General features: G+C 62.6%; 18 protein-coding genes. 8 read left to right on the top strand and 10 right to left on the bottom strand.

Annotated elements, in window-relative coordinates; genetic code table 11:
* On the top strand, window positions 1–266 hold a 266-nt coding region (locus tag K1X71_18130; GenBank protein ID MBX7075064.1), incomplete at its 5' end, for a hypothetical protein.
* On the opposite strand, the gene hpnE is transcribed toward K1X71_18130, so the two are convergent.
* From hpnE to hpnC, 3 genes are read right to left on the bottom strand one after another with little or no spacing between them, the layout of a single operon-like run.
* Window positions 190–1,680: a hydroxysqualene dehydroxylase HpnE gene (hpnE, locus tag K1X71_18135; protein MBX7075065.1), complete on the bottom strand. Its 1,491-nt coding sequence runs from the start codon at window positions 1,678–1,680 to the stop codon at window positions 190–192. The genes K1X71_18130 and hpnE overlap by 77 nt on opposite strands.
* Entirely contained in the window at window positions 1,677–2,561 is an 885-nt protein-coding gene (gene hpnD, locus K1X71_18140; GenBank protein ID MBX7075066.1) for a presqualene diphosphate synthase HpnD, read from the bottom strand. The genes hpnE and hpnD overlap by 4 nt, the downstream gene beginning before the upstream one ends.
* Window positions 2,558–3,466, bottom strand: a complete 909-nt coding sequence (gene hpnC / locus K1X71_18145) for a squalene synthase HpnC (GenBank protein ID MBX7075067.1) — start codon at window positions 3,464–3,466, stop codon at window positions 2,558–2,560. The genes hpnD and hpnC overlap by 4 nt, the downstream gene beginning before the upstream one ends.
* 172 nt (window positions 3,467–3,638) lie before the next feature.
* Here hpnC and ispH point away from each other — a divergent pair, with 172 nt between their 5' ends.
* Both ispH and K1X71_18155 read left to right on the top strand, forming a co-directional pair.
* Window positions 3,639–4,577: a 4-hydroxy-3-methylbut-2-enyl diphosphate reductase gene (gene ispH / locus K1X71_18150; GenBank protein MBX7075068.1), complete on the top strand. Its 939-nt coding sequence runs from the start codon at window positions 3,639–3,641 to the stop codon at window positions 4,575–4,577.
* Between the two features lie 30 nt (window positions 4,578–4,607).
* The gene (locus K1X71_18155; protein MBX7075069.1) at window positions 4,608–5,660 is read left to right on the top strand and encodes a mandelate racemase/muconate lactonizing enzyme family protein; all 1,053 of its coding nucleotides are present in this window, start codon (window positions 4,608–4,610) and stop codon (window positions 5,658–5,660) included.
* A gap of 20 nt (window positions 5,661–5,680) precedes the next feature.
* Here K1X71_18155 and K1X71_18160 read toward each other — a convergent pair whose 3' ends face one another.
* From K1X71_18160 to K1X71_18175, 4 genes are all read right to left on the bottom strand, one after another.
* A complete protein-coding gene (locus K1X71_18160) occupies window positions 5,681–6,142 on the bottom strand; it encodes a CBS domain-containing protein (protein MBX7075070.1) in 462 nt (153 codons plus the stop codon).
* A 205-nt stretch (window positions 6,143–6,347) separates the two neighbouring features.
* Window positions 6,348–7,481 carry a DUF1080 domain-containing protein gene (locus K1X71_18165; GenBank protein ID MBX7075071.1) on the bottom strand — a complete coding sequence of 378 codons (1,134 nt, stop codon included), beginning with the start codon at window positions 7,479–7,481 and terminating at the stop codon, window positions 6,348–6,350.
* A gap of 137 nt (window positions 7,482–7,618) precedes the next feature.
* A complete protein-coding gene (locus tag K1X71_18170; GenBank protein ID MBX7075072.1) occupies window positions 7,619–8,605 on the bottom strand; it encodes a hypothetical protein in 987 nt (328 codons plus the stop codon).
* 29 nt (window positions 8,606–8,634) lie between these two features.
* Window positions 8,635–9,123, bottom strand: a complete 489-nt coding sequence (locus K1X71_18175) for a hypothetical protein (protein ID MBX7075073.1) — start codon at window positions 9,121–9,123, stop codon at window positions 8,635–8,637.
* A gap of 237 nt (window positions 9,124–9,360) precedes the next feature.
* On the opposite strand from K1X71_18175, the gene K1X71_18180 reads away from it, so the two are divergent.
* Entirely contained in the window at window positions 9,361–10,242 is an 882-nt protein-coding gene (locus K1X71_18180) for a DUF547 domain-containing protein (GenBank protein MBX7075074.1), read from the top strand.
* Window positions 10,239–11,936, top strand: coding sequence for a glycosyltransferase family 39 protein (locus K1X71_18185; GenBank protein MBX7075075.1), 1,698 nt, complete (start codon window positions 10,239–10,241; stop codon window positions 11,934–11,936). The genes K1X71_18180 and K1X71_18185 overlap by 4 nt, the downstream gene beginning before the upstream one ends.
* A gap of 3 nt (window positions 11,937–11,939) precedes the next feature.
* Here the strand turns inward: K1X71_18185 and K1X71_18190 are convergent, their stop codons facing one another.
* Window positions 11,940–12,959, bottom strand: coding sequence for a hypothetical protein (locus K1X71_18190; GenBank protein ID MBX7075076.1), 1,020 nt, complete (start codon window positions 12,957–12,959; stop codon window positions 11,940–11,942).
* Between the two features lie 988 nt (window positions 12,960–13,947).
* On the opposite strand from K1X71_18190, the gene K1X71_18195 reads away from it, so the two are divergent.
* From K1X71_18195 to K1X71_18205, 3 genes are all read left to right on the top strand, one after another.
* Window positions 13,948–14,940, top strand: a complete 993-nt coding sequence (locus K1X71_18195; GenBank protein ID MBX7075077.1) for an NADPH:quinone reductase — start codon at window positions 13,948–13,950, stop codon at window positions 14,938–14,940.
* Between the two features lie 38 nt (window positions 14,941–14,978).
* Window positions 14,979–15,401: a hypothetical protein gene (locus tag K1X71_18200; GenBank protein ID MBX7075078.1), complete on the top strand. Its 423-nt coding sequence runs from the start codon at window positions 14,979–14,981 to the stop codon at window positions 15,399–15,401.
* Window positions 15,402–15,489: 88 nt separating this feature from the next.
* Window positions 15,490–15,951, top strand: coding sequence for a hypothetical protein (locus K1X71_18205; GenBank protein MBX7075079.1), 462 nt, complete (start codon window positions 15,490–15,492; stop codon window positions 15,949–15,951).
* A 119-nt stretch (window positions 15,952–16,070) separates the two neighbouring features.
* On the opposite strand, the gene K1X71_18210 is transcribed toward K1X71_18205, so the two are convergent.
* The gene (locus K1X71_18210) at window positions 16,071–16,430 is read right to left on the bottom strand and encodes a four helix bundle protein (GenBank protein MBX7075080.1); all 360 of its coding nucleotides are present in this window, start codon (window positions 16,428–16,430) and stop codon (window positions 16,071–16,073) included.
* Between the two features lie 144 nt (window positions 16,431–16,574).
* Window positions 16,575–17,723: a DNA topoisomerase IV subunit A gene (locus tag K1X71_18215; protein ID MBX7075081.1), complete on the bottom strand. Its 1,149-nt coding sequence runs from the start codon at window positions 17,721–17,723 to the stop codon at window positions 16,575–16,577.
* Window positions 17,724–17,730: the final 7 nt, after the last annotated feature.

Here is a 17,730-nt window from a genome sequence, read left to right on the forward strand (position 1 = left end):
CGCATGTGATTGGCGCCGTACCGACAACAACGTTCTTTGCGCCGGCCACGCCCGTGACGACATTCCATGCGCCAACCACCACGTTCTTCGCGCCGGCGACACCAGTGACGACTTTCTATGCTCCGACGACGACCTTCTTTGCGCCTGCCACGGCGACGGTGGTGGCGCCAGCGCCGGTGACTACTTGGGTCACTCCGGTGGTGGTGCAGCCACGATTTGTGCCGGGTCAGCCGGTGCGGAATTTCTTCCGTTCGTTCGGCCCGTAAGTCGACGCATGATCCACGACGGCGGCAGGTCGGGGACGAGCAGATTCTGAGGGCGGCCCAGCCGCGCCAATAGCGCTTCCGCGGCAAGATAGCCCCCGCGCACCGCGCCTTCCATGGTGGCGGGCCAACCAGTCGCGGTCCAATCGCCCGCCAGGAACAGATTGTCGACGGGTGTTTGTTGTGCGGGGCGGAGCCGATCAACTCCGGGCAAGGGACTAAAGACCGCTTCGCGTTCTGTAACTAATCGCTGCCGCAGCAGCCGCGCTTCGCGAGCGGCGGGAAACACCTCGCGCAGGTCTTTAACGACTTGCGAGAGGGTTGTGTCGCGGTCTTGCTGCTTGAGCGCGCGCGAAGCGCTGATGACGACTTGATAGTAATGGCCGCCCGCTTCACGGGACTTGGTCATGGAATCTTCTGAAGCATGCACAGCACGGCGAAACAACCATTGGCTGAGCCGACCGACCAGCACTGCGTGCGGCAGCGTCGTGATGGGGCGATCGAACCAAAGATGGACGCCGGTGATGGGGGCCGCTTCGAGCCGCGAGATGGCAGCCATCACCGGCGCTAGCGGTTCGATGTCGCGCAAGAGTTCGGCAGCGCGGCGCCACGGCGTGGCCAGCACAACGTAGTCGAACGATTCTGGAGCGCCTCCCTTCATCGTGAGCGCGATTCGGCCATCAGCCGCCGGATTGATTTGCGTAACGGGACACTCCATCCGCGCGCGCGCCCCATGACGGGCGAACCACGCCAGGAGCGAATCGCCATAAAGCTGATCGAGCGCCACGGTCGGCACTTCGATGGTGTAACCCTCGCGGTGAGCCATCATGCCGTCGACGAACACTTTGCGGGCGTAGCGCAGGCCGGCGCGATCGACCGTCTCGCTCAGGGCACTGACGAGCACGAGCGACCAGAACTGCTCGATCGCGCGTTCCGTCTGGCCATGTCGCCGGAGCCAATCGCCAATCGTTGGTTCGTCATCGCGCGTGGCGGGCTCACGAGCCAGGTCCAGCAGGGCGCGACCGATCGACAGCCGTTCGGCGCGAGACAAGTAACCCAACTTCCAAAGACCTTGCGCCAAGTGCAGCGGCGCGGGGATCCCCGGAGTGGCCGCGAAGCGATATTGCCGGCCATCTGGGGCAATAAAGCTCAATGTTTCGTCACGGCGCAGCAGCGGGTCGATCCCCACACGGCGGCAGAAGTCGCGTAGGTTGGTGCAGCATCCCATGCTGACATGCTGGCAATGGTCGACAACCTCCGCGGCGCCGGCGTCGTGATAGCTGGTTGCGCGGCCGCCCAGGCTGCGGCGCGCTTCGAACAGTTCGACAGCGAGTCCGTGCTGCGTTAATGCGACCGCGGCGGCCATCCCGGCCAGCCCCCCGCCAATTACCGCCGTGCGCGGCGCGTGCTGGCTCATCCGCGGGCGACTCCGCGCAGCTTGGACATGGCGCGCGTATGCGTGAGATAACTGCCGGCGGCGATACGCCATTTGTGCCAGGGGGTCAGGCGGACGCGCGCGGTGAGCACGTCGCCATCACGGCGCTTAATTTCTGCCAGCAGCGCGCGGTAGGTGGAGAACATGGCCGCGAAGACAGCCTGTGATTCGCCGGAGAGGTAGCCCGAGAGCGCCGCCCCTTGGCGGTAAAAGTCCTCAGCGCGGGCGATCTCGAACCGCATCAAGGCTTGAAATCGCGCGTCGCGCAGGCCGCCCCGCAGGTCGTCGGCGGAGTAGTCAAAGCGGCGCAGATCTTCTTGCGGCAAGTAAACGCGGCCGCGAGCGAGATCTTCATTGAGATCGCGCAAGATGTTGGTGAGTTGCAGGGCGATGCCGCATTGCCTGGCAGGTGTTAGCGCGCGCGGGTCGCGGCACCCCCAGATGCGGACACAAGCCAGTCCCACCGCCGAGGCGACGCGCTCGCAATAGGCCTCCAATTCGCGAAATGTTTCGTAGCAGCGGTCTTCCAGGTCCATCTCCACGCCATCGAGCACGGCATGCAGGTCGATGGGCCGCACTTCGTAGCGCGCCACCGTGTCGGCCAGGGCGGGGAGCATGGGGTGATCGAATTGGCCGGCGAGCGCGCGACCAAGCGACTCGCGCCAGCGGGCCAGGGCCGCGCGGCGGGCAGCGACCGGTTCGGCGGCGTCGGCCAAATCGTCGGTATGGCGCAAGAAGGCGTACAGCGCGCACATGCCGCGGCGTTGGGGACGCGGCAACAGCCAGAAGGAATAATAAAAGTTCTTGGCGGCGCGGCGGGCAATCTGTCCGCACAACGCGTAGCTCTGCTCCAGATCGTTCATGCGGCGGTCCTTCCGTGGAGTCGCCCAGTGCGTGAAAGTCGCCATCCCCTGGCGGTCATGCGCAGTTGTCGCCACTTGGACACCGTGGGGCGCCGCGACCAGACGTCGTAGTTCAGATCGCGAATCTTTTGCAGCACCGCCAGTCCTCCTTGTGCGAACAGCCACACGTCGAGCTTGAGTTCGCGGGGGACCAAGTCGACCAGCGCCAGACCGCTCGTTAGCAGCGATTGCGCCTGCTCGACTTCGGCCGCTAGCGCCGCGCGGAATTCGGGCGTCGCGCGTCGCTGCTCAAACACGGCCACATCGCAGCCAAATTGGCGCAGGGTTTCGTCTGGCAGATAGCGTCGCCCCATTTGCCAATCGCGAGCGACGTCTTGCCAAAAATTGGCGAGTTGCAGGCCAGTGCAGATCGAGTTCGACAGACGCAAGGTATCGTCGCGGTGGCATTTGCCTAGATACAGGATCAACTCGCCCACGGGATCGGCCGAGCCGGTGCAATAGTCGAGCAGATCGGCGCGGCTGGCGTAGGCGCGCTGCCGTTGATCGCGGCGAAAGGCGGTCAGCAACCGGGCGAGCGGTTCGATCGGGATGGCGAAGATTTCAATCGTCTCGGCCAGCGCCACAAACACCGGATGCCGAGCGATTCCTTGATAGCAGGCGCGCAGTTCGGCTTCCCACCAATCGAGCAAACGCAGGCTGGTGGACGGGTCGGGCGCCTCGTCTGCCAGGTCGTCGGACCAGCGGCAATAAGCGTAGACGTTGTAAAAGTGCTGTCGCATGCGCCGCGGCAGCAGCAAGCTGGCCACCACAAAGTTCTCGTAGTGTCCACGTGCAAGCTGCCGGCAATAGCGTTGGCTCTCGGTTAGCGACCAATCGCGCGCGGCGAGGGCTTCTACCTTGGGCAAGCTACATTCTGTCGCAATCGTTGCCGCCACGTGCGAGCGAGCCAATCGGTGAGGAAAGAAGCGGGTTGAGCGCGGTCCGGCAACGGGTCGCCGGTGGCGCTGGCGACCAGTATACTACTAGCGCCTGCCTCATAAGAACGGCAGCAAGCCGTCTCGGGAGCCGAAATACCGCATGAAGATCATTCTGGCCAGCCCGCGCGGGTTTTGCGCGGGCGTCAACATGGCGATCGAGAGCCTGGAACTGGCGCTCAAGATCCACGGCGCGCCGATTTACGTCTATCACGAGATTGTCCACAACAAGCACGTGGTGGAACGATTTCGGGCCAATGGGGTGGTGTTTGTCGATCATTTGACCGACGTTCCAGAAGGCGCCTTGCTCTTGTATTCGGCGCATGGGGTTTCGCCGGAGATACGGCGCATCGCGCGCGAACGCAATTTGCGGACGGTGGACGCCACCTGTCCCTTGGTCACCAAAGTGCATTTGGAGGCGATTCGCTATGCCAAACGGCAATACACCATTGTGCTGATCGGTCACGAAGGGCACGACGAGGTGATTGGCACGATGGGAGAGGCGCCGGAGGCGATCGTGCTGGTCGAGTCGCCCGAAGACGTGGATCGCTTGCAGGTGGCGGACGAAGCCAAGCTGGCCTATCTGACGCAAACCACGCTCAGCGTGGACGACGCCAATCGCATCATCGATCGGCTCAAACAGCGATTTCCGGGCATCACCGCGCCGCCGACCGAGGACATTTGTTACGCCACCCAGAACCGGCAAGAGGCGGTGAAGGAGTTGTCGCGCGAGGTCGATGTGTGCCTTGTGCTGGGGAGCCAGAACAGCTCGAACAGTCAGCGGCTGGCGGAACTGGCTCGCGAGGACGGCATCCGCGCCTACCTGATCGATGGAGCGGCGGAGATCGACGAAAAGTGGTTCAACGGGAGCGAAACGGTGTTGATTACCGCCGGGGCGAGCGCGCCCGAGATTGTGGTGCAGGACTGCATCGCGTTCTTGGAAAAGCGATTTGGCGCGCAGGTCGACGAGCGATTTGTCCGGCGCGAAGATGTTCATTTTCAATTGCCGCGCGAGCTAAGGGCGATGGCCAGCGCCAGCTAGCCCGGGCGCGAGTTCGACGAGCGCGCGTGCATGAAGATCAGCGATCTCGAATTCTTTTTGGTTGATGTGCCGCGTAGCGATTCGGTCGTACCACTGCGCTCACTGTTGGTGCGTTTGGCCAGCGACGATGGGCACGAAGGGTGGGGCGAGGCGGGGCTGGCGTGGCGGCCGGGGGAATTGGCCGACCGGCGGCGAGCGCTCTTGCCCGGCTTGGCGGGCCGGAACGTGTTTCAGATCGAGGAGCTAGCGCGGCTCGATCTATTGCGGCCAGCGCCACTACGAGCGGCAGTGGAGATGGCTTCGTGGGACATGATCGGCCGGGCGCTGGGGGAGCCGATCTGTCATTTGATGGGGGGGCCCTATCGCGCGCGGATACCCATTGCGGCGCGTTTGCCGCAGGAAGGGATCGAAACCGTGGTGCTGCGGGCGCGCGAATTGGCCGACCGCGGCTTTCATGCGCAAGTCATCCCTGGCAGCGGCGATGCCGAGACCGACGGCGCGCGCATCATGGCGGTGATGGAAGCGATTGGCGAGCGCGTGGAACTGAGGGTCGATGGTTTAGGACGCCTCGATGCCGCCGCGGCGCTGGCGCTGTGCCAAAAGCTGGAACGCCACGCGGAGGTGCGGCACTTCGTCGATCCGATCGCCGGTGGCGATCTGGCGCGTTTGGCCCGATTGCGACAGCAAACGGCTGTGGCGATCGGCGCGCGGATGGTGATTGACAGCCCCGCGCGGATCGTGGACGCCGCCAGACAAGAGGCCGCGGAGCTAGTCGTCGTCGATATGGCGCGCGTGGGGGGCCTCTCGGCGGCGCGGGCCTGCGGCGTGGTGGCCGAGGCGGCGGGAATGATCGCCGCACTCGACGCGGGAGAATCGGTTGGTCCGGCCGCCGCCGCCCTGTTGCAAGTGGCGGCCTCAACGCCGGCGTTCTCGACCAGCAGCGAATTGTCGTTTCACGAACTGCGCGGCGACGTGCTGGCCGAGCGCATCGAAACGGTGGACGGCATGATGGCGACGCCCGAAGGCCCCGGTCTGGGGGTGGAGATCAGCCGGGCGAAAATCGAGCGCTATCTGGCAACGTAGTGATGTCGTGTGTTGGCGTGTTACGCCAGTTCCCCGGCGCTGCCGCCGTGCAGGTAATTCCGCAGATAGTGGTTTTCGAGCAGCATCTGATCGTGCTGGGCCTTGACGACGTCGCCAATGGATACGATGCCAACCAGGCGACCGGCGTCGAGCACGGGCAAGTGGCGAATCCGGCGGTTGGTCATCAGCCCCATGACCTCCGCGATTTCATCCTGGGGAGAACCGTTGACGGTGTCGCTGGTCATATAGTCGCGCACGCGCAGCAGATCGAGCGATGCGCGATTCTCGGCCAGTGCCCGCAAGATGTCGCGTTCGGTGATAATGCCGAGCATGTTGGCCTCGCAGTCGCTGCCGGGTTCGCAAACCAGGAGCGATCCGATGCGATGGGCAAACAAGCGCCGCACGACCTCGGTGAGCGTTTCATTGGGACCAATGAAGTGGACTAGCGCCCCCTTGCCGCCAAGGATCTCTTGTAGCGTCATACCAAACGTCCTTGAACAATTATGGAAAAGACTCGTGCGCAAGCGCTGGCGTAATACCAGGCTTTGCTAGGCGAAGAAACCGACGAGTTCGATCGATGAGATGGATGAGGTGACGCGCTTGTTAATGCACGTGTCATCACCTTACTGGATTGAGACGCGATCCGTCAAAAAAATCTCGCGGCAATTACTGGCTTCGTGAAATCTGTCACGATGCCGGCAGCTCGCGAACTTTGATCTCGCGAAACTTGAGATCGGTCGTCGGGTCGTGTCCTTGCAGTTGTAGTGTGCCCGGCGCCACGCGCAATCCCTTGCGCGGATTGTCGTGTGGCGGGCGCGTATCGGTCCAATCGCTGACCGGAAAACCATTCACCCAAGCCGCCATGTGCGGACCCGTGACGGCAACCGTCAGCTTGAACCACTCAAAATCATTGGCCACCACGCGTCTTGCGTTTTGACGACGGTAGAAGCCGCCAGTGCCGCAATCGACGGGCTGGTCGCGTCCGCCGTCGCCAAAACCGTTTTGAATTTGCGCCTCGTAACCTTGCCACAACTCGCCTGGAATGCTGCGAAAGAAGACGCCGGAATTGAGGCTCTTGCCGCCGACGAAGACATCGAGCTGCAAGATAAAGTCCGCGTATTCTCCCTCGGTTTCCAGTTGTCCCGGTCCGTTATTGATGGTCAGTTCGCCAGCGTCGTTGACGGCGAACTCGCTCGGCTTGCCGGGGAAAACCTTCCAGCCGGCGAGATCGCGGCCGTTGAAGATCGATTTCAGGCCGAGCGGTAGTAGCTTGATGTTGCGGAACTCGACCTGTCCGGAGTTGAGTTGCAGGCCGATGTGTCCGCGCGAGATGGGCGCGGGATCGGTGTAGTCGAGCACCGTCTCGCCATTGAGCCTGACGGTGAAGTGCCCTGCCTCGGCGGTGATATCGAAGGTGTTCCAGTCGTCGCTGGCCGCAACTTGGCGCGCTTTTTGGCGGCCCACGAAGCTGCCGGTGAAGAACGGACTGACCGATGGCGCCGCGATGTTCAACTCGTAACAGTCCTTGGAGGGATCGGTCGGCTTGGGGGCGGTGCGCAAGAAAATGCCGCTATTGGTTTGCGCGGCGGTGCGAAAGTCGATTTGCAAGCGAAAGTCGCCGAACTGGCTGGTGGTGTTCAAGAGGCCCGGCTCGCCGCCGGCGACGCGGATGGCGCCATCGACCACTTTCCAATCGGCGTCGGTCGCGGCCTGCCAGCCAAAGGTGGTTTCGCCATCGAACAAGAGCAACCAACCTTCGGCTTGCTCGGCCGGCGTGAGAGTATTTGGTTGGTCGGCGCGGGCGAAGGCGGCCGCCAACATGGTCGAACAGGCAATCGCCACAAGACAGTTTGGCAATCGACGCACGGCGAAGTTCCTCCGATTGGCTTGATGCAACCGAAGTCAGCGTATCGCCGCGAGCGGTGAAATGGCAAGCGCCTCAGAGAGGACTGGCGGCGCTAGCGCTTGAAGAAGCCAAACAGACCGCGGCGGTCGGCGGTGGCGGTATCGATGGTGGGCTCTGGCGTCCTAGCGCGAAACGTGGGAGGCGGAAGTTGGGCTCGCGGATCGGCCAGGTCGACATTGGCCCAGCCACGATACTCGGGCTTGGCCCAGAGCTGCGCGGGATCGCCGGCCAGTTGATTGACCTGCAAGTCGGCCAGTTCGATCTTCATTTCGAACCGTGTGGGAGGCCATTGAATGCGAATTTCGCGGGGGAGCATCGTGCCGGTCGCCTCGTCGCGCTCGTGCTCGGACAAGAGGGCCGAGGCGAGCAGCGCGCCGCTTTCGTCGTACATGTGCTGTTCGACAACGGCGCCGATCGAATCGTCGAACACAATCACCTTGCGGCGCGCGCCGGCCGCGCCGGAAAGTGTTAGCTCCAATCGCTGACGACTGCCGCCGACGGGCGACGGGCCGTAAGTTACTTCGGCAGGATTGATCTGTAGCAAGCCGAGAGCTTCGAGCAGCCATTGCGGCTCGACCGGAAACACCTGCCGCGCGCTGCTGGTAGCGAACTGATCGTGCCGGCAGAAATAGATGGCGGGCGGTTCGCTGCGTTTGACCCAAAACCAGAACAGCTCGTCGTTGCTGCCGAGGTCGAGTTCGGGGCCGGTCAATCCGGTTTTTTCCGCCACCAGGCGAAAGCGCTGCGGGCGCTCGAGCGCGAGGTTGGCCTTGAGGCTCGGGAATTGCGGGCCGCTGAGTGTAACGCTGGTGGATGAGAGCGATTGCACCTGGGCGCTGTGTTCGTTGATGCGCAGCGCGAGTTCATCGAGCGTCAATGCGCGGGCCTGAGCCGCCGCCACCGGCAACTTATATTGCTTGACCATCTGCGGGCAGGCCGCGCCCGATAGGGTGAAGAGCGCCAGCGCGCAGACCAGCGCGGTCGCGGACCGCCACAGGCGTCGCGTAGGAGGTGCGTAATTTTGGTCTGTCGGCGCCATCCTTGGCGATTCCACCGCAAGCAGGCTCGTCAGTGAGCCGTCGCGTACAAAAGTTCTGCGAGTTCCGTTTCGATTTCGCTGATTCGCGCTTCGCCGGGCGCCGCATCGCGAACGCGGTGCGTCGACTCATCGCGCGGACAGTAGAGCGTCAGCCATGACTCTCCCGGCGCGATCTCTTGCTGGTCTTCCAAGCGGAACACACGGCGACGTATCAACAACAGCGCGAGCACGTACAGCACATCGGGCCGATCGCCCCGCGCCTCCAAGTCGCGAAAGTACTCTAGCAGCACATCGCTGGGCGCCATCTGCGCCCGCTGCGCCGCGCGTTCGGGCACTTGCGATTTCCACCACGCCACCACGGCCTCGCCGGGCGGGCCGGTCCAGGTCTCGGCAGCGTAATCCAAACGCGCGATCTCTTTGTCTTGATGAATCAGGACCGAGTAGAACACCTCCCCCTCGCGCAGCTCGCGACCGCTGGCGGCGCAATGTCGGGTGCAGCGTTGAACTTCGTAGTCCATGCAGTGAGCGAGAGCAGCGTGCGAATTATCAGACAAGTCGATGCGGCGCCGCAGGCGGCAAGCCGAGCGGCGCGCGAAGATTACTCAAAAGCGCCGCCAGACTCAAGATGCGTCGCGGACCGAGAAGGCGGATATTTCGGACAAAAAGACCTGGCAAACTGGTCAGTTTGGTCTGTCGGCGAACAGCGGTCTACGACTAAGATTCGCCCGCCCGCATTGGCCTTACAGTGGTTCAACATGCCCGCACGCGCGCTATCGACCAATTTTCGCTTCCGGATGCTGGCCGGAGTCTTGGTGCTAGCAGCGCTGGCGCTGGCGCTATTGCTGAGTGTTGCTCGAATCGCCGGCCAGCGCACGTTGGGTGCGACCTACGCGGCCAACCAGTTGTTGCCGATCGACGCGATTGATCACGCGCTTTGGGACGAACTGACGCATCGCTATGTCGACCGCAAGGGCGATGTGGCCTATGCCCGCTGGCAGTTTACCAGTGCGGACATTGGCGCCTTGGATGGATATTTAGAAGAGCTGTCGCGGGCCGACCCCAGTTTGCCTGCGGCACGTGATGCGCGGCTGGCGTACTGGATCAACGCGTACAACGCGTTGACGGTGCGCGGCATTTTGCAGGAGTATCCCACCGCGAGCATCCGCGATCACACGCCGCGCTGGCTGGGCTACAACCTTTGGCGCGATCTGCGGCTAGTGGTCGGCAATCGCCCCATTTCGGTCGAGGCGATTGAGCATCGCGTGTTGCGACCCTTGGGCGAGCCGCGGATTCATTTTGCGATCGTCTGCGCGTCGCGCGGCTGCCCGCGTTTGCGGCGCGAAGCGTATACCGCGTCGCGCATCGAGGAACAACTGAGCGACAATGCGCGAAGCTTCTTTGCCGATCGGACCAAGTTTCAATGCGATCTGGTGGAGAAGATCTGCCGCGTGTCGCCGATTCTTCAGTGGTTCCAAGGCGATTTCGGCCCGACGCCTAACGCCGCGCTGCAATCGCTGGTCGCGTATTTGCCCGCCGAGGCTCGTTCGGTGGTCGCTGGGGGAGACTTTCAATTGAAGTACCTGCCGTACGACTGGCGCTTGAACGACCGGTCGACACGAGGAAAGGAATCCGCATGATGGGCGCGAACCCCATGGCCCGCTTCGGTGCGTTGCTGCTCTTGGCATTGGTTCCGCTGTATAGCGTGATACTCATTCTGGACGTGCCGCTGTTCGATCCCGACGAGGGGTTGCACGCCGCCATCGCGCAAGAGATGGTGACCAACAGCGATTGGGTGACGCCGCGGTTTGTCGGGCATGCGTTCTGGGACAAGCCACCGCTCTACTTCTGGGCGCAGGCCGTATCGCTCACATTGCTGGGCATGAACGAGTTGGCCGTGCGACTGCCCGGCTTGCTGTTTGGCATGTTCGGCGTCGCGACCACGGGCCTGTTGGCATGGCGCTGGTTTGGGGCACAAGCGGGCGTCGTGGCCAGCTTTTTTCAGGCGACGACGATCTTGCCGATCGCCATTTCGCAGGCGGCGGTGCACGATGTGGCGCTGGTGCCGTTCGCCAATCTGGCGATCTTCTCGTGCTGGAGCTTGCTGGAATCGAGCACGCGCCGGCAGCGCTGGCAGTGGTCGCTCGCGCTAGGCGTGGCGATTGGCTTGACCTGTCTGACCAAAGGATTGCTCGGCATCGTCTGCGTGGCAGTCGCCACCGGCGGATACGCCTTGGTCACGCGGCAAGTGCGGCTGTCGTTGTTCGCCTGGCTGGGTTGCGCCGCAATTGTCGCGGCGGCAGTTGGCGCCCCATGGTATTGGATGATGGAAGTCCGCAATCCGGGCTACGCGTATTACTACTTTGTGGAGCGGCATCTACTCGGTTTCCTCACGCCAACCCAAGAACACGGCGATGCCCCGTGGTGGTACTATCTGCCAATATTATTGGGAGGCGGCCTGCCGTGGATCGGATATCTGCCGGTCGCCGCCGTCGATTTTGTACGCGGCCGCAGCCTGCGGTCGCTGAGCGCGGCGGGCAACCCGACGCTACTTCTGTGGATTTGGCTCGTCGCGTTCACGCTCTTTTTGAGCGCCGCGCATTCCAAGTTGGTGACGTACTTGTTGCCGGTGTTCCCGGCCATCTCCATCCTCACCGCGCAGGCCTGGGCGCGCTATGCGGCAGGCGAACTGACCGACAGCGCCAAGCGACTACTGGAAACAACCTTCCGTTGGAGCAGCATTGGCAGCCCGCTATTGCTGCCGATCTGCGTGGCGGTGACGGCCAACCGTTTTGACTTGCACTATAGCGCCTGGGTTTATGTGGCGGCGTTTTTGCTTGGTTTTAGCTCGTGGCTGCCGATCATCGGCTGGCCATCGCAGCGGATCGGCAGACACCTGGCCTTGGGGGGCGGAACACTGGTTTCGAGCTTTTTGTTCGTGATGGTTTTGATCTTGCCGCCGATCGGCGCGACGCTGTCGGCACGCGACTTGGCCGAGCATTTGAATCAACTGCCCAAGCTGCCGCCGCGTGTGCTCGTCGCCGAAACGCGGATCGGTTCGGTCGTGTTCTATCTGCGCCCCGAGTTGCGGCGGCAGTTGGCGGCCGATCAAATTCGCCCTGCTTCTGTCAGCACCTGGCACGACAAGTTGGCTGCGCCACCGGGCGCCTTGTTGGCTGTGCCCGAGCAGCGCATTCGCAAATCGCTGCGCGGCTTGCACCTGGATGGGCTGACCTACCAGCAGGCGGGGCGGTATCGGGTGTATCAGGCGTCGGACGTCCACGAGCGCATCATCGCCATGACGAGCGACGACGATCACGGCAAAACGCGGTAGCGCTCAATCCGCCTGCGCGGTTTGTTTGGGCGAAGTCCAGGTGAGCGACAGCGCCCAGGCGTGGAACTCGCGATCGAGTTGGTCCCAACTCTTGCCGGGAAACATCTGGGCGACTGCCTCAATGCCCAACGGGTCGCTCGCCTGACCGGTGCGCCAGCGCGCGAAGAACTCTTCCAAAAGTCCCTGACGCTGCAACCACAGACAGAAGTAGCGCGCTTGCGCGTAGTTCAAGCCCACCTCGTGCAGGCGAAAATCATCGTCAGCAATCAGCGACTTGAGCGGGCGCAGCCGCTGCTGGTGGATTGCCTGTTGCAGCACGGGCAGTCGCCAGTTCTCCAAACCTTCGAGAGCGCTCTCGTCGGCGCGGATGCGGCACTGCTCGTGCAGCGAAGCCAGCCCCTCATTGAGCCAATCGGGGATGTGCGGACAGTCTGCGTCGGCCAAGGCATGCGTCAGTTCATGCACAATGGTGCCGCCACCGGTGGCCGCGTTCATCACCAGCACTCGCTGCCCACGCTTGTAATAACCGTAGATGGAGATGTTCGCGTCGCCGTATAGCTCGCGGGCGTATTGGTCGTAGCTATGTTCGTTGGCAAAGAGCAACACCGTGATCGGTTCGGCCGGCGCCACGCGAAAATACGATCGCAGCATCGCCCGAGCCGCCGGCCCGATGGTGGCCTGATGCCAGCGGTCGAGTTCATCGGCCGACAGATCGCCGGCCAACACAAACGGCGGACGTTCGACCACCTGGCATTGCTCCGCGAGACGGCCGCGCAGATTGGCGGCGACCGCGGCGCACTGGGCCGCCAGTTGGCTGCCTTGTTCGACCAGCACGGGGCGCAGCGCGGTCACCCGCGCGCGAGCGAGTCGTTGGCCGGCGCGCGGCTCGGCCGGCGAATGGACCACGTGGTTCCCCTCGGCGCGCGCCATGTCTCCATGACGCAGCCAGCGCGCCAGTCCGAGCGACAAGGCGACGATGGGGAGCGGCCCCAACAACAGGATGAGAAGGCGATGCTTGCTCAAGTGAAATCTGCGCCCACAAACTGCGCGTCAGCGCATGGAACAACGGCTAACACTGTCGTACTACATCCCAGCGCGCGGACCAAGCAGCCGGCGCGAATTGCCACCGCGAAAATAGGGCGTTTTACCGCCATTTCGCAGCGCTTGGCGCTGGTTGTAGCGGTGGCGAAGGAACTAGCGGCCAGAGATTAGGGAATGGGAAAAACAAAAGCGGCCGGGGAACATTTGGTTCGTGAGTTGGCTCCTCCGCGCGTGTGTGAAATCGTAAGGGACACGATGCGACCTGCTTGTTCGATCACGCCATCCGCCGAGGCGTAATGTGAACATAGGTATACTACACCAAGACGGCGCAATTTGCAAATCGCTTTTTTAGCCAGCGCGGATTCTGGTCTGGCAAAGCGATAAGAAAACCGCAGAGACGCGGAGACGCCGAGGGGGGAGAGTGGTGATGGTGGAGGAGAGTGCCCCCGAACTTGGGTGGCATGCTCCGCGGCGCAGCCGTGGGCATGTGGTGGCACCCACTGGTGGAGCCAGTGGCACACGAGGGAAGGCAAACTGTGGGAGCAGGAGATCAGGAGATCAGGGGAGGCGGAATCGAATTGCAACGAAAACACAAAAACAGGGGGGTACGACTCCGAAAACCCCCTCTCCGAAAACCGATCCGCGGCGCGGCTCTGGCTGAGTAAGATGATGGTTCGCAACGGTTTGCGATGCGCCGGCGAAGTCAAAATGGCCACAGGGGTTTTCGGAGTTTTCGGAATCGCCTTCCGAAAACGATTCGACCCCAAAGGCGCGCCGCGCGGCAGTTGAGAAGGCATGCGACCTGTGGCAGGTGACTGGTGAGTTGCCGTCTGGCCGCTGTTGCCGCAGGCCGGTTTACGCGGATAGCTGGCGCCGCAGGCCGCTGTTACTGCAATGTGGCAATTGGTAGGTTGCTGGCAGGCACTAGCGCCGACCACGTTACGACAACTGTCATCAAAGGGCTGACCTGATGAAAGCCGCCTATATCGAACGAACGGGACCGCCCGAGGTGATCGTCTATGGCGACCTGCCAAAACCGGCGCCGCGGGCCGGGCAGGTGCTGGTCAAGGTCGGCGCCGTGGCGATCAACCCGATCGACACGTATGTCCGCTCCGGCATGGTCAAGATGGAGTTGCCGCTGCCGTTCATCATTGGCGCCGACTTGGCGGGCACGGTCGAGGCGGTGGGGGATGGCGCGCGGCGGTTCAAAGTAGGCGATCGAGTGTGGGGCTCGAACCAGGGTCTGCTCGGTCGCGGCGGCACGTTCGCCGAGTACGCGGCCGTCGACGAGGCGTGGCTCTATCCCACGCCGCGAGAGGTCTCCGACGAGCAGGCGGCGGCCATCGCGCTGGTCGGCATCACCGCTTGGCTGGGCCTGGTTCCACGCGCACGGGTGAGCGCGGGCGAGATCTTGTTCGTCAACGGCGGCACCGGCGGCGTCGGCTCGGCCGTGGTGCAGATGGCCAAGGCGCTCGGCGCCAAGGTGATTACGACCGCCGGCACCGACGCCAAAGTGGAGGAGTGCTTCAAGCTGGGCGCCGATCTGGCGATCAACTACCGCACCCAAGACATCGACGACGAGATCAGGCACTTCGCGCCCGGCGGCGTCGATGTGTGGTGGGAGACGCTGCGCGAGCCCGACTTCGACCGCACGGTGGGGTTACTCGCGCGGGGGGGGCGGATGATCGTGATGGCGGGGCGCGACGCGCGGCCGGTGTTTCCGGTGGGGCCGTTTTACGTCAAGGATTGCTCGCTGTTCGGCTTTGCGATGTTCAACTCGCCGGCCGACGAGCAGCGCCGCGCCGGGGAGCAGATCAACGCCTGGCTTTCGTCGGGCAAGCTTCGCGCGCGGATCGACCGGGTGCTGCCGCTGGCCGAGGCGGCCGAGGCGCATCGCCTGCAAGAGGAGAGCACGGTGGGCAAATCGGGGGCGCTATCGGGCAAGATCGTGCTGAAGGCGTGATTGCCATACGATGTTGATGGCACGTGCGCGGAGCCAGCATGTCAACTCCGGTGTCACCACCGATGACGCGTGTCGAACAAGAGTTCTCGTATCGATGGTTCTGGTCCGTCGTGGCGATGGGCGTCTTCAGTCCGTTTGTCGCGCGGTGGGTTGTGTCGATTTTCGTGGGTCCGACGTGGTTGGAAAGCTTCGCGGAAAATGGGTTGGCCTACAGCTTTTTCAATGGCCTTCCGTTTCTGGTGGTCGGCATGCTGAGCGCCAAACCGTCCGCTGCGCGAGCCATGCTCATTTGGTGCGCGGTGGTGAGCTTTGTGTTCGTTACAGTTGGTGGCGCCGCAATTGATTTGGACGATCCACAGGCGCCGATCGGCATGTTGTTGCTTCCTTTTTATGCGTGCGCGGCAATGGGTTTGGGATGGTGCGCGCGGCTGCTCTGGACTTATCCAACGTGGCGACATTGATTTCTTGCAATGGTCGACATGACCCGTATTGTGTTGCCCGCTTGCCGTCGACATTGCTCCGCTGAACCCAATCAACCAGGCCATTCGCGTGGTCACACAACCGCTGCACATCGACGAGGCGCTGGAAAACGCGGCGAAGGCCGGCGCCGCCAAGAGGCTGGGAAGGTGGCTTCAGAAGTACTCGCCGCTGTTGATCTATCGCGATCCGCCTTATGGGCTGACGTCGGTGGAACATCAGTTGCGCCAGCGGCAAGCAACTTGCGCAGCGGCCTGGGCAGGTCTCGGCTCGCTCGCCGACATCCAATGCGTGCTGGAAATCATCCAGCGCGAAATGTCGTGGCCGAACAGCTATTTCATCCCCGACGATCCGGCCACGCTGGTCCTGAGCGGCCGCGATTTCGACAGCATCATCACGATCATGTCGATCGAAGAGCGTTTTGGCGTCTCGTACTCGGGCAGCGACGTGGAACGGATCACCGAAGAGGCTTGGACCTTGGGTCAGTTTGTCCAGGATGTCGCGCACCGCGCCACGCGGGGGAGACGATTTTGAGGCGCCGCAATCCCCCCCCCTCAATCCAGCCAGTCTTGCGAGGCGGGCGGGGCGCTTCGCCTGCAAGAACTCGACCGGCTAGCGGCTGGCCATCGAAGACATCGAGGGGCGGTCAGCTTTCAGCGGACAGCTTTCAGTTTGGTGATGAAGGCCGCAAGCATGCGTTTTACTTCGGTGACGGAACTGGTCAATTCGTCAAATACCGTGTCGTCGATGTAGCCGAGGTCGCGGGCCAGAAGGAAGTGGTACTCCGTTTCGCTGGCGGAACCCATGGCGATTTCCAGGAAGCGGCGCAGCTCACCATCCGTGTTGCGGCCGCAGCCTTCGGCGATGTTGGTAGGAATCGATGAACAAGCCCGCCTCAGTTGGCTGGTCAAACCGTACAACTCGTCCCGGGGAAATGTGGCCGTAACGCAGTACACTCGCAAGGTCAGGGCATGCGATTTCTCCCACGCTTTGATGTCTCGGAAACTTTTCAAGTGGGTGCCCTTAGGTTGGCGTTCAGCACTCAGCACTCAGCTTTCAGCTTTCAGCACTCAGCTTTCAGCTTTCAGCACTCAGCACTCAGCTTTCAGTCAACCCATCTTCGCTGACCGCTGAATGCTGACCGCTGACACTCCCCCTCAGTCCAACCAATCTTGCGCGGCGAGGCGGGCGGGGACGTACTCCTCGCTGACGTAGCTGATGTTCTTGGAGATCAGCGACTCGACTTCCAGCTTGAAGCCGTTTTTGAGCATCTGCTCGATCTCTTTTTGCCAGGGGCGTTTGTCGGCGAACCAGGGATAGGCGGCGATCTGTTTGGCGCGTTTGATGTCGGTGTCGTTCAGCCGAATCTGCACGCTGGTCGAGAGCTCGCAGCGGTCGTAGTCGATCGAGCGCAGGCCGAGGTACTTGGCGCTGGGCACCGCCATCCGCTGCGACTCGAAGGCCAGATTGATCGAGCCTTGCTTGATGACGCTGTAGATGTAGTACCCCCAGGGATCGTTGTCCAAGAGGCAGTAGACCGGCAGCCCCAGTTCGTAATGAAAGCGGTGCAACAGCCGGCGTACGCCGCGGGTGGGCTGCCCGCCGCCGTGAGTGAGAATGCAGTTGTGCTGTTGCCAGAACTTGTCTTCGTTGAAGCGCCGCCAGACGGTTCCCTTTTCGACGTGCAGCACGAATTTGGCGCTGCATTTTTTGAACTGAATGACGTGCGGCTCGACGATCGACGGCACCTGGTAGCCGGCCGAGCCCATGCGTCCGCAGTCGATCTCGTCGCCCGAGTCGATGAGGGTGATGGGGCCAGCGCAGCCGCCCCCTTCCTTGGCGAAGAGGTGTAGTTCTTCGCGTAGCGCGTTCAAGGTCACTTCGACATCTTCGATGATGGTGTCGCACTCGCCTTGCTCGTCGAAGGTGTGCTCCTTGGTCCCTTCGATCGTGTGCTTGAGCAGGTAGTAGAGACCGCGGAGGCTGGTGGTCTTGCCTTGCTCGATGAGTTGCTTCGAGCCACTGGCGACCAGCATAGTTTGCATGTAGCTCTTGGCCTGCGAGAGGTTGAAGAGCTGGCGGCGGGTGGTGTTCTTGCCCATCTCGATGAAGCGCTTGGACTTGTTGAACTTGACGTTCGACAAGGTGCGGCTGGGGATATCGAGATAGGGATCGCGTTTTTTGTCGGCGGCGACGACCACGCCATCGGCGAGGCCGTGGATTTGGCCCATCGTCTTGGTGTCGCGCTCGTTGAGCTTGACCTTGGGGGCGGCCGCCTTGGCGGCGGGCTTGGCTTTTTTGGCCATGATGCGG

Source organism: Pirellulales bacterium, assembly GCA_019694455.1.
Lineage (GTDB): Bacteria > Planctomycetota > Planctomycetia > Pirellulales > JAEUIK01 > JAIBBY01.

Bases quoted from the DNA above. Each gene is read 5' to 3' on its own strand.
- hpnE (MBX7075065.1), bottom strand. From the start codon at position 1,680: ATGAGCCAGCACGCGCCGCGCACGGCGGTAATTGGCGGGGGGCTGGCC.
- hpnD (MBX7075066.1), bottom strand. From the start codon at position 2,561: ATGAACGATCTGGAGCAGAGCTACGCGTTGTGCGGACAGATTGCCCGC.
- ispH (MBX7075068.1), top strand. From the start codon at position 3,639: ATGAAGATCATTCTGGCCAGCCCGCGCGGGTTTTGCGCGGGCGTCAAC.
- K1X71_18155 (MBX7075069.1), top strand. From the start codon at position 4,608: ATGAAGATCAGCGATCTCGAATTCTTTTTGGTTGATGTGCCGCGTAGC.
- K1X71_18160 (MBX7075070.1), bottom strand. From the start codon at position 6,142: ATGACGCTACAAGAGATCCTTGGCGGCAAGGGGGCGCTAGTCCACTTC.
- K1X71_18165 (MBX7075071.1), bottom strand. From the start codon at position 7,481: ATGTTGGCGGCCGCCTTCGCCCGCGCCGACCAACCAAATACTCTCACG.
- K1X71_18170 (MBX7075072.1), bottom strand. From the start codon at position 8,605: ATGGCGCCGACAGACCAAAATTACGCACCTCCTACGCGACGCCTGTGG.
- K1X71_18175 (MBX7075073.1), bottom strand. From the start codon at position 9,123: ATGGACTACGAAGTTCAACGCTGCACCCGACATTGCGCCGCCAGCGGT.
- K1X71_18180 (MBX7075074.1), top strand. From the start codon at position 9,361: ATGCCCGCACGCGCGCTATCGACCAATTTTCGCTTCCGGATGCTGGCC.
- K1X71_18185 (MBX7075075.1), top strand. From the start codon at position 10,239: ATGATGGGCGCGAACCCCATGGCCCGCTTCGGTGCGTTGCTGCTCTTG.
- K1X71_18195 (MBX7075077.1), top strand. From the start codon at position 13,948: ATGAAAGCCGCCTATATCGAACGAACGGGACCGCCCGAGGTGATCGTC.
- K1X71_18200 (MBX7075078.1), top strand. From the start codon at position 14,979: ATGTCAACTCCGGTGTCACCACCGATGACGCGTGTCGAACAAGAGTTC.
- K1X71_18215 (MBX7075081.1), bottom strand. From the start codon at position 17,723: ATGGCCAAAAAAGCCAAGCCCGCCGCCAAGGCGGCCGCCCCCAAGGTC.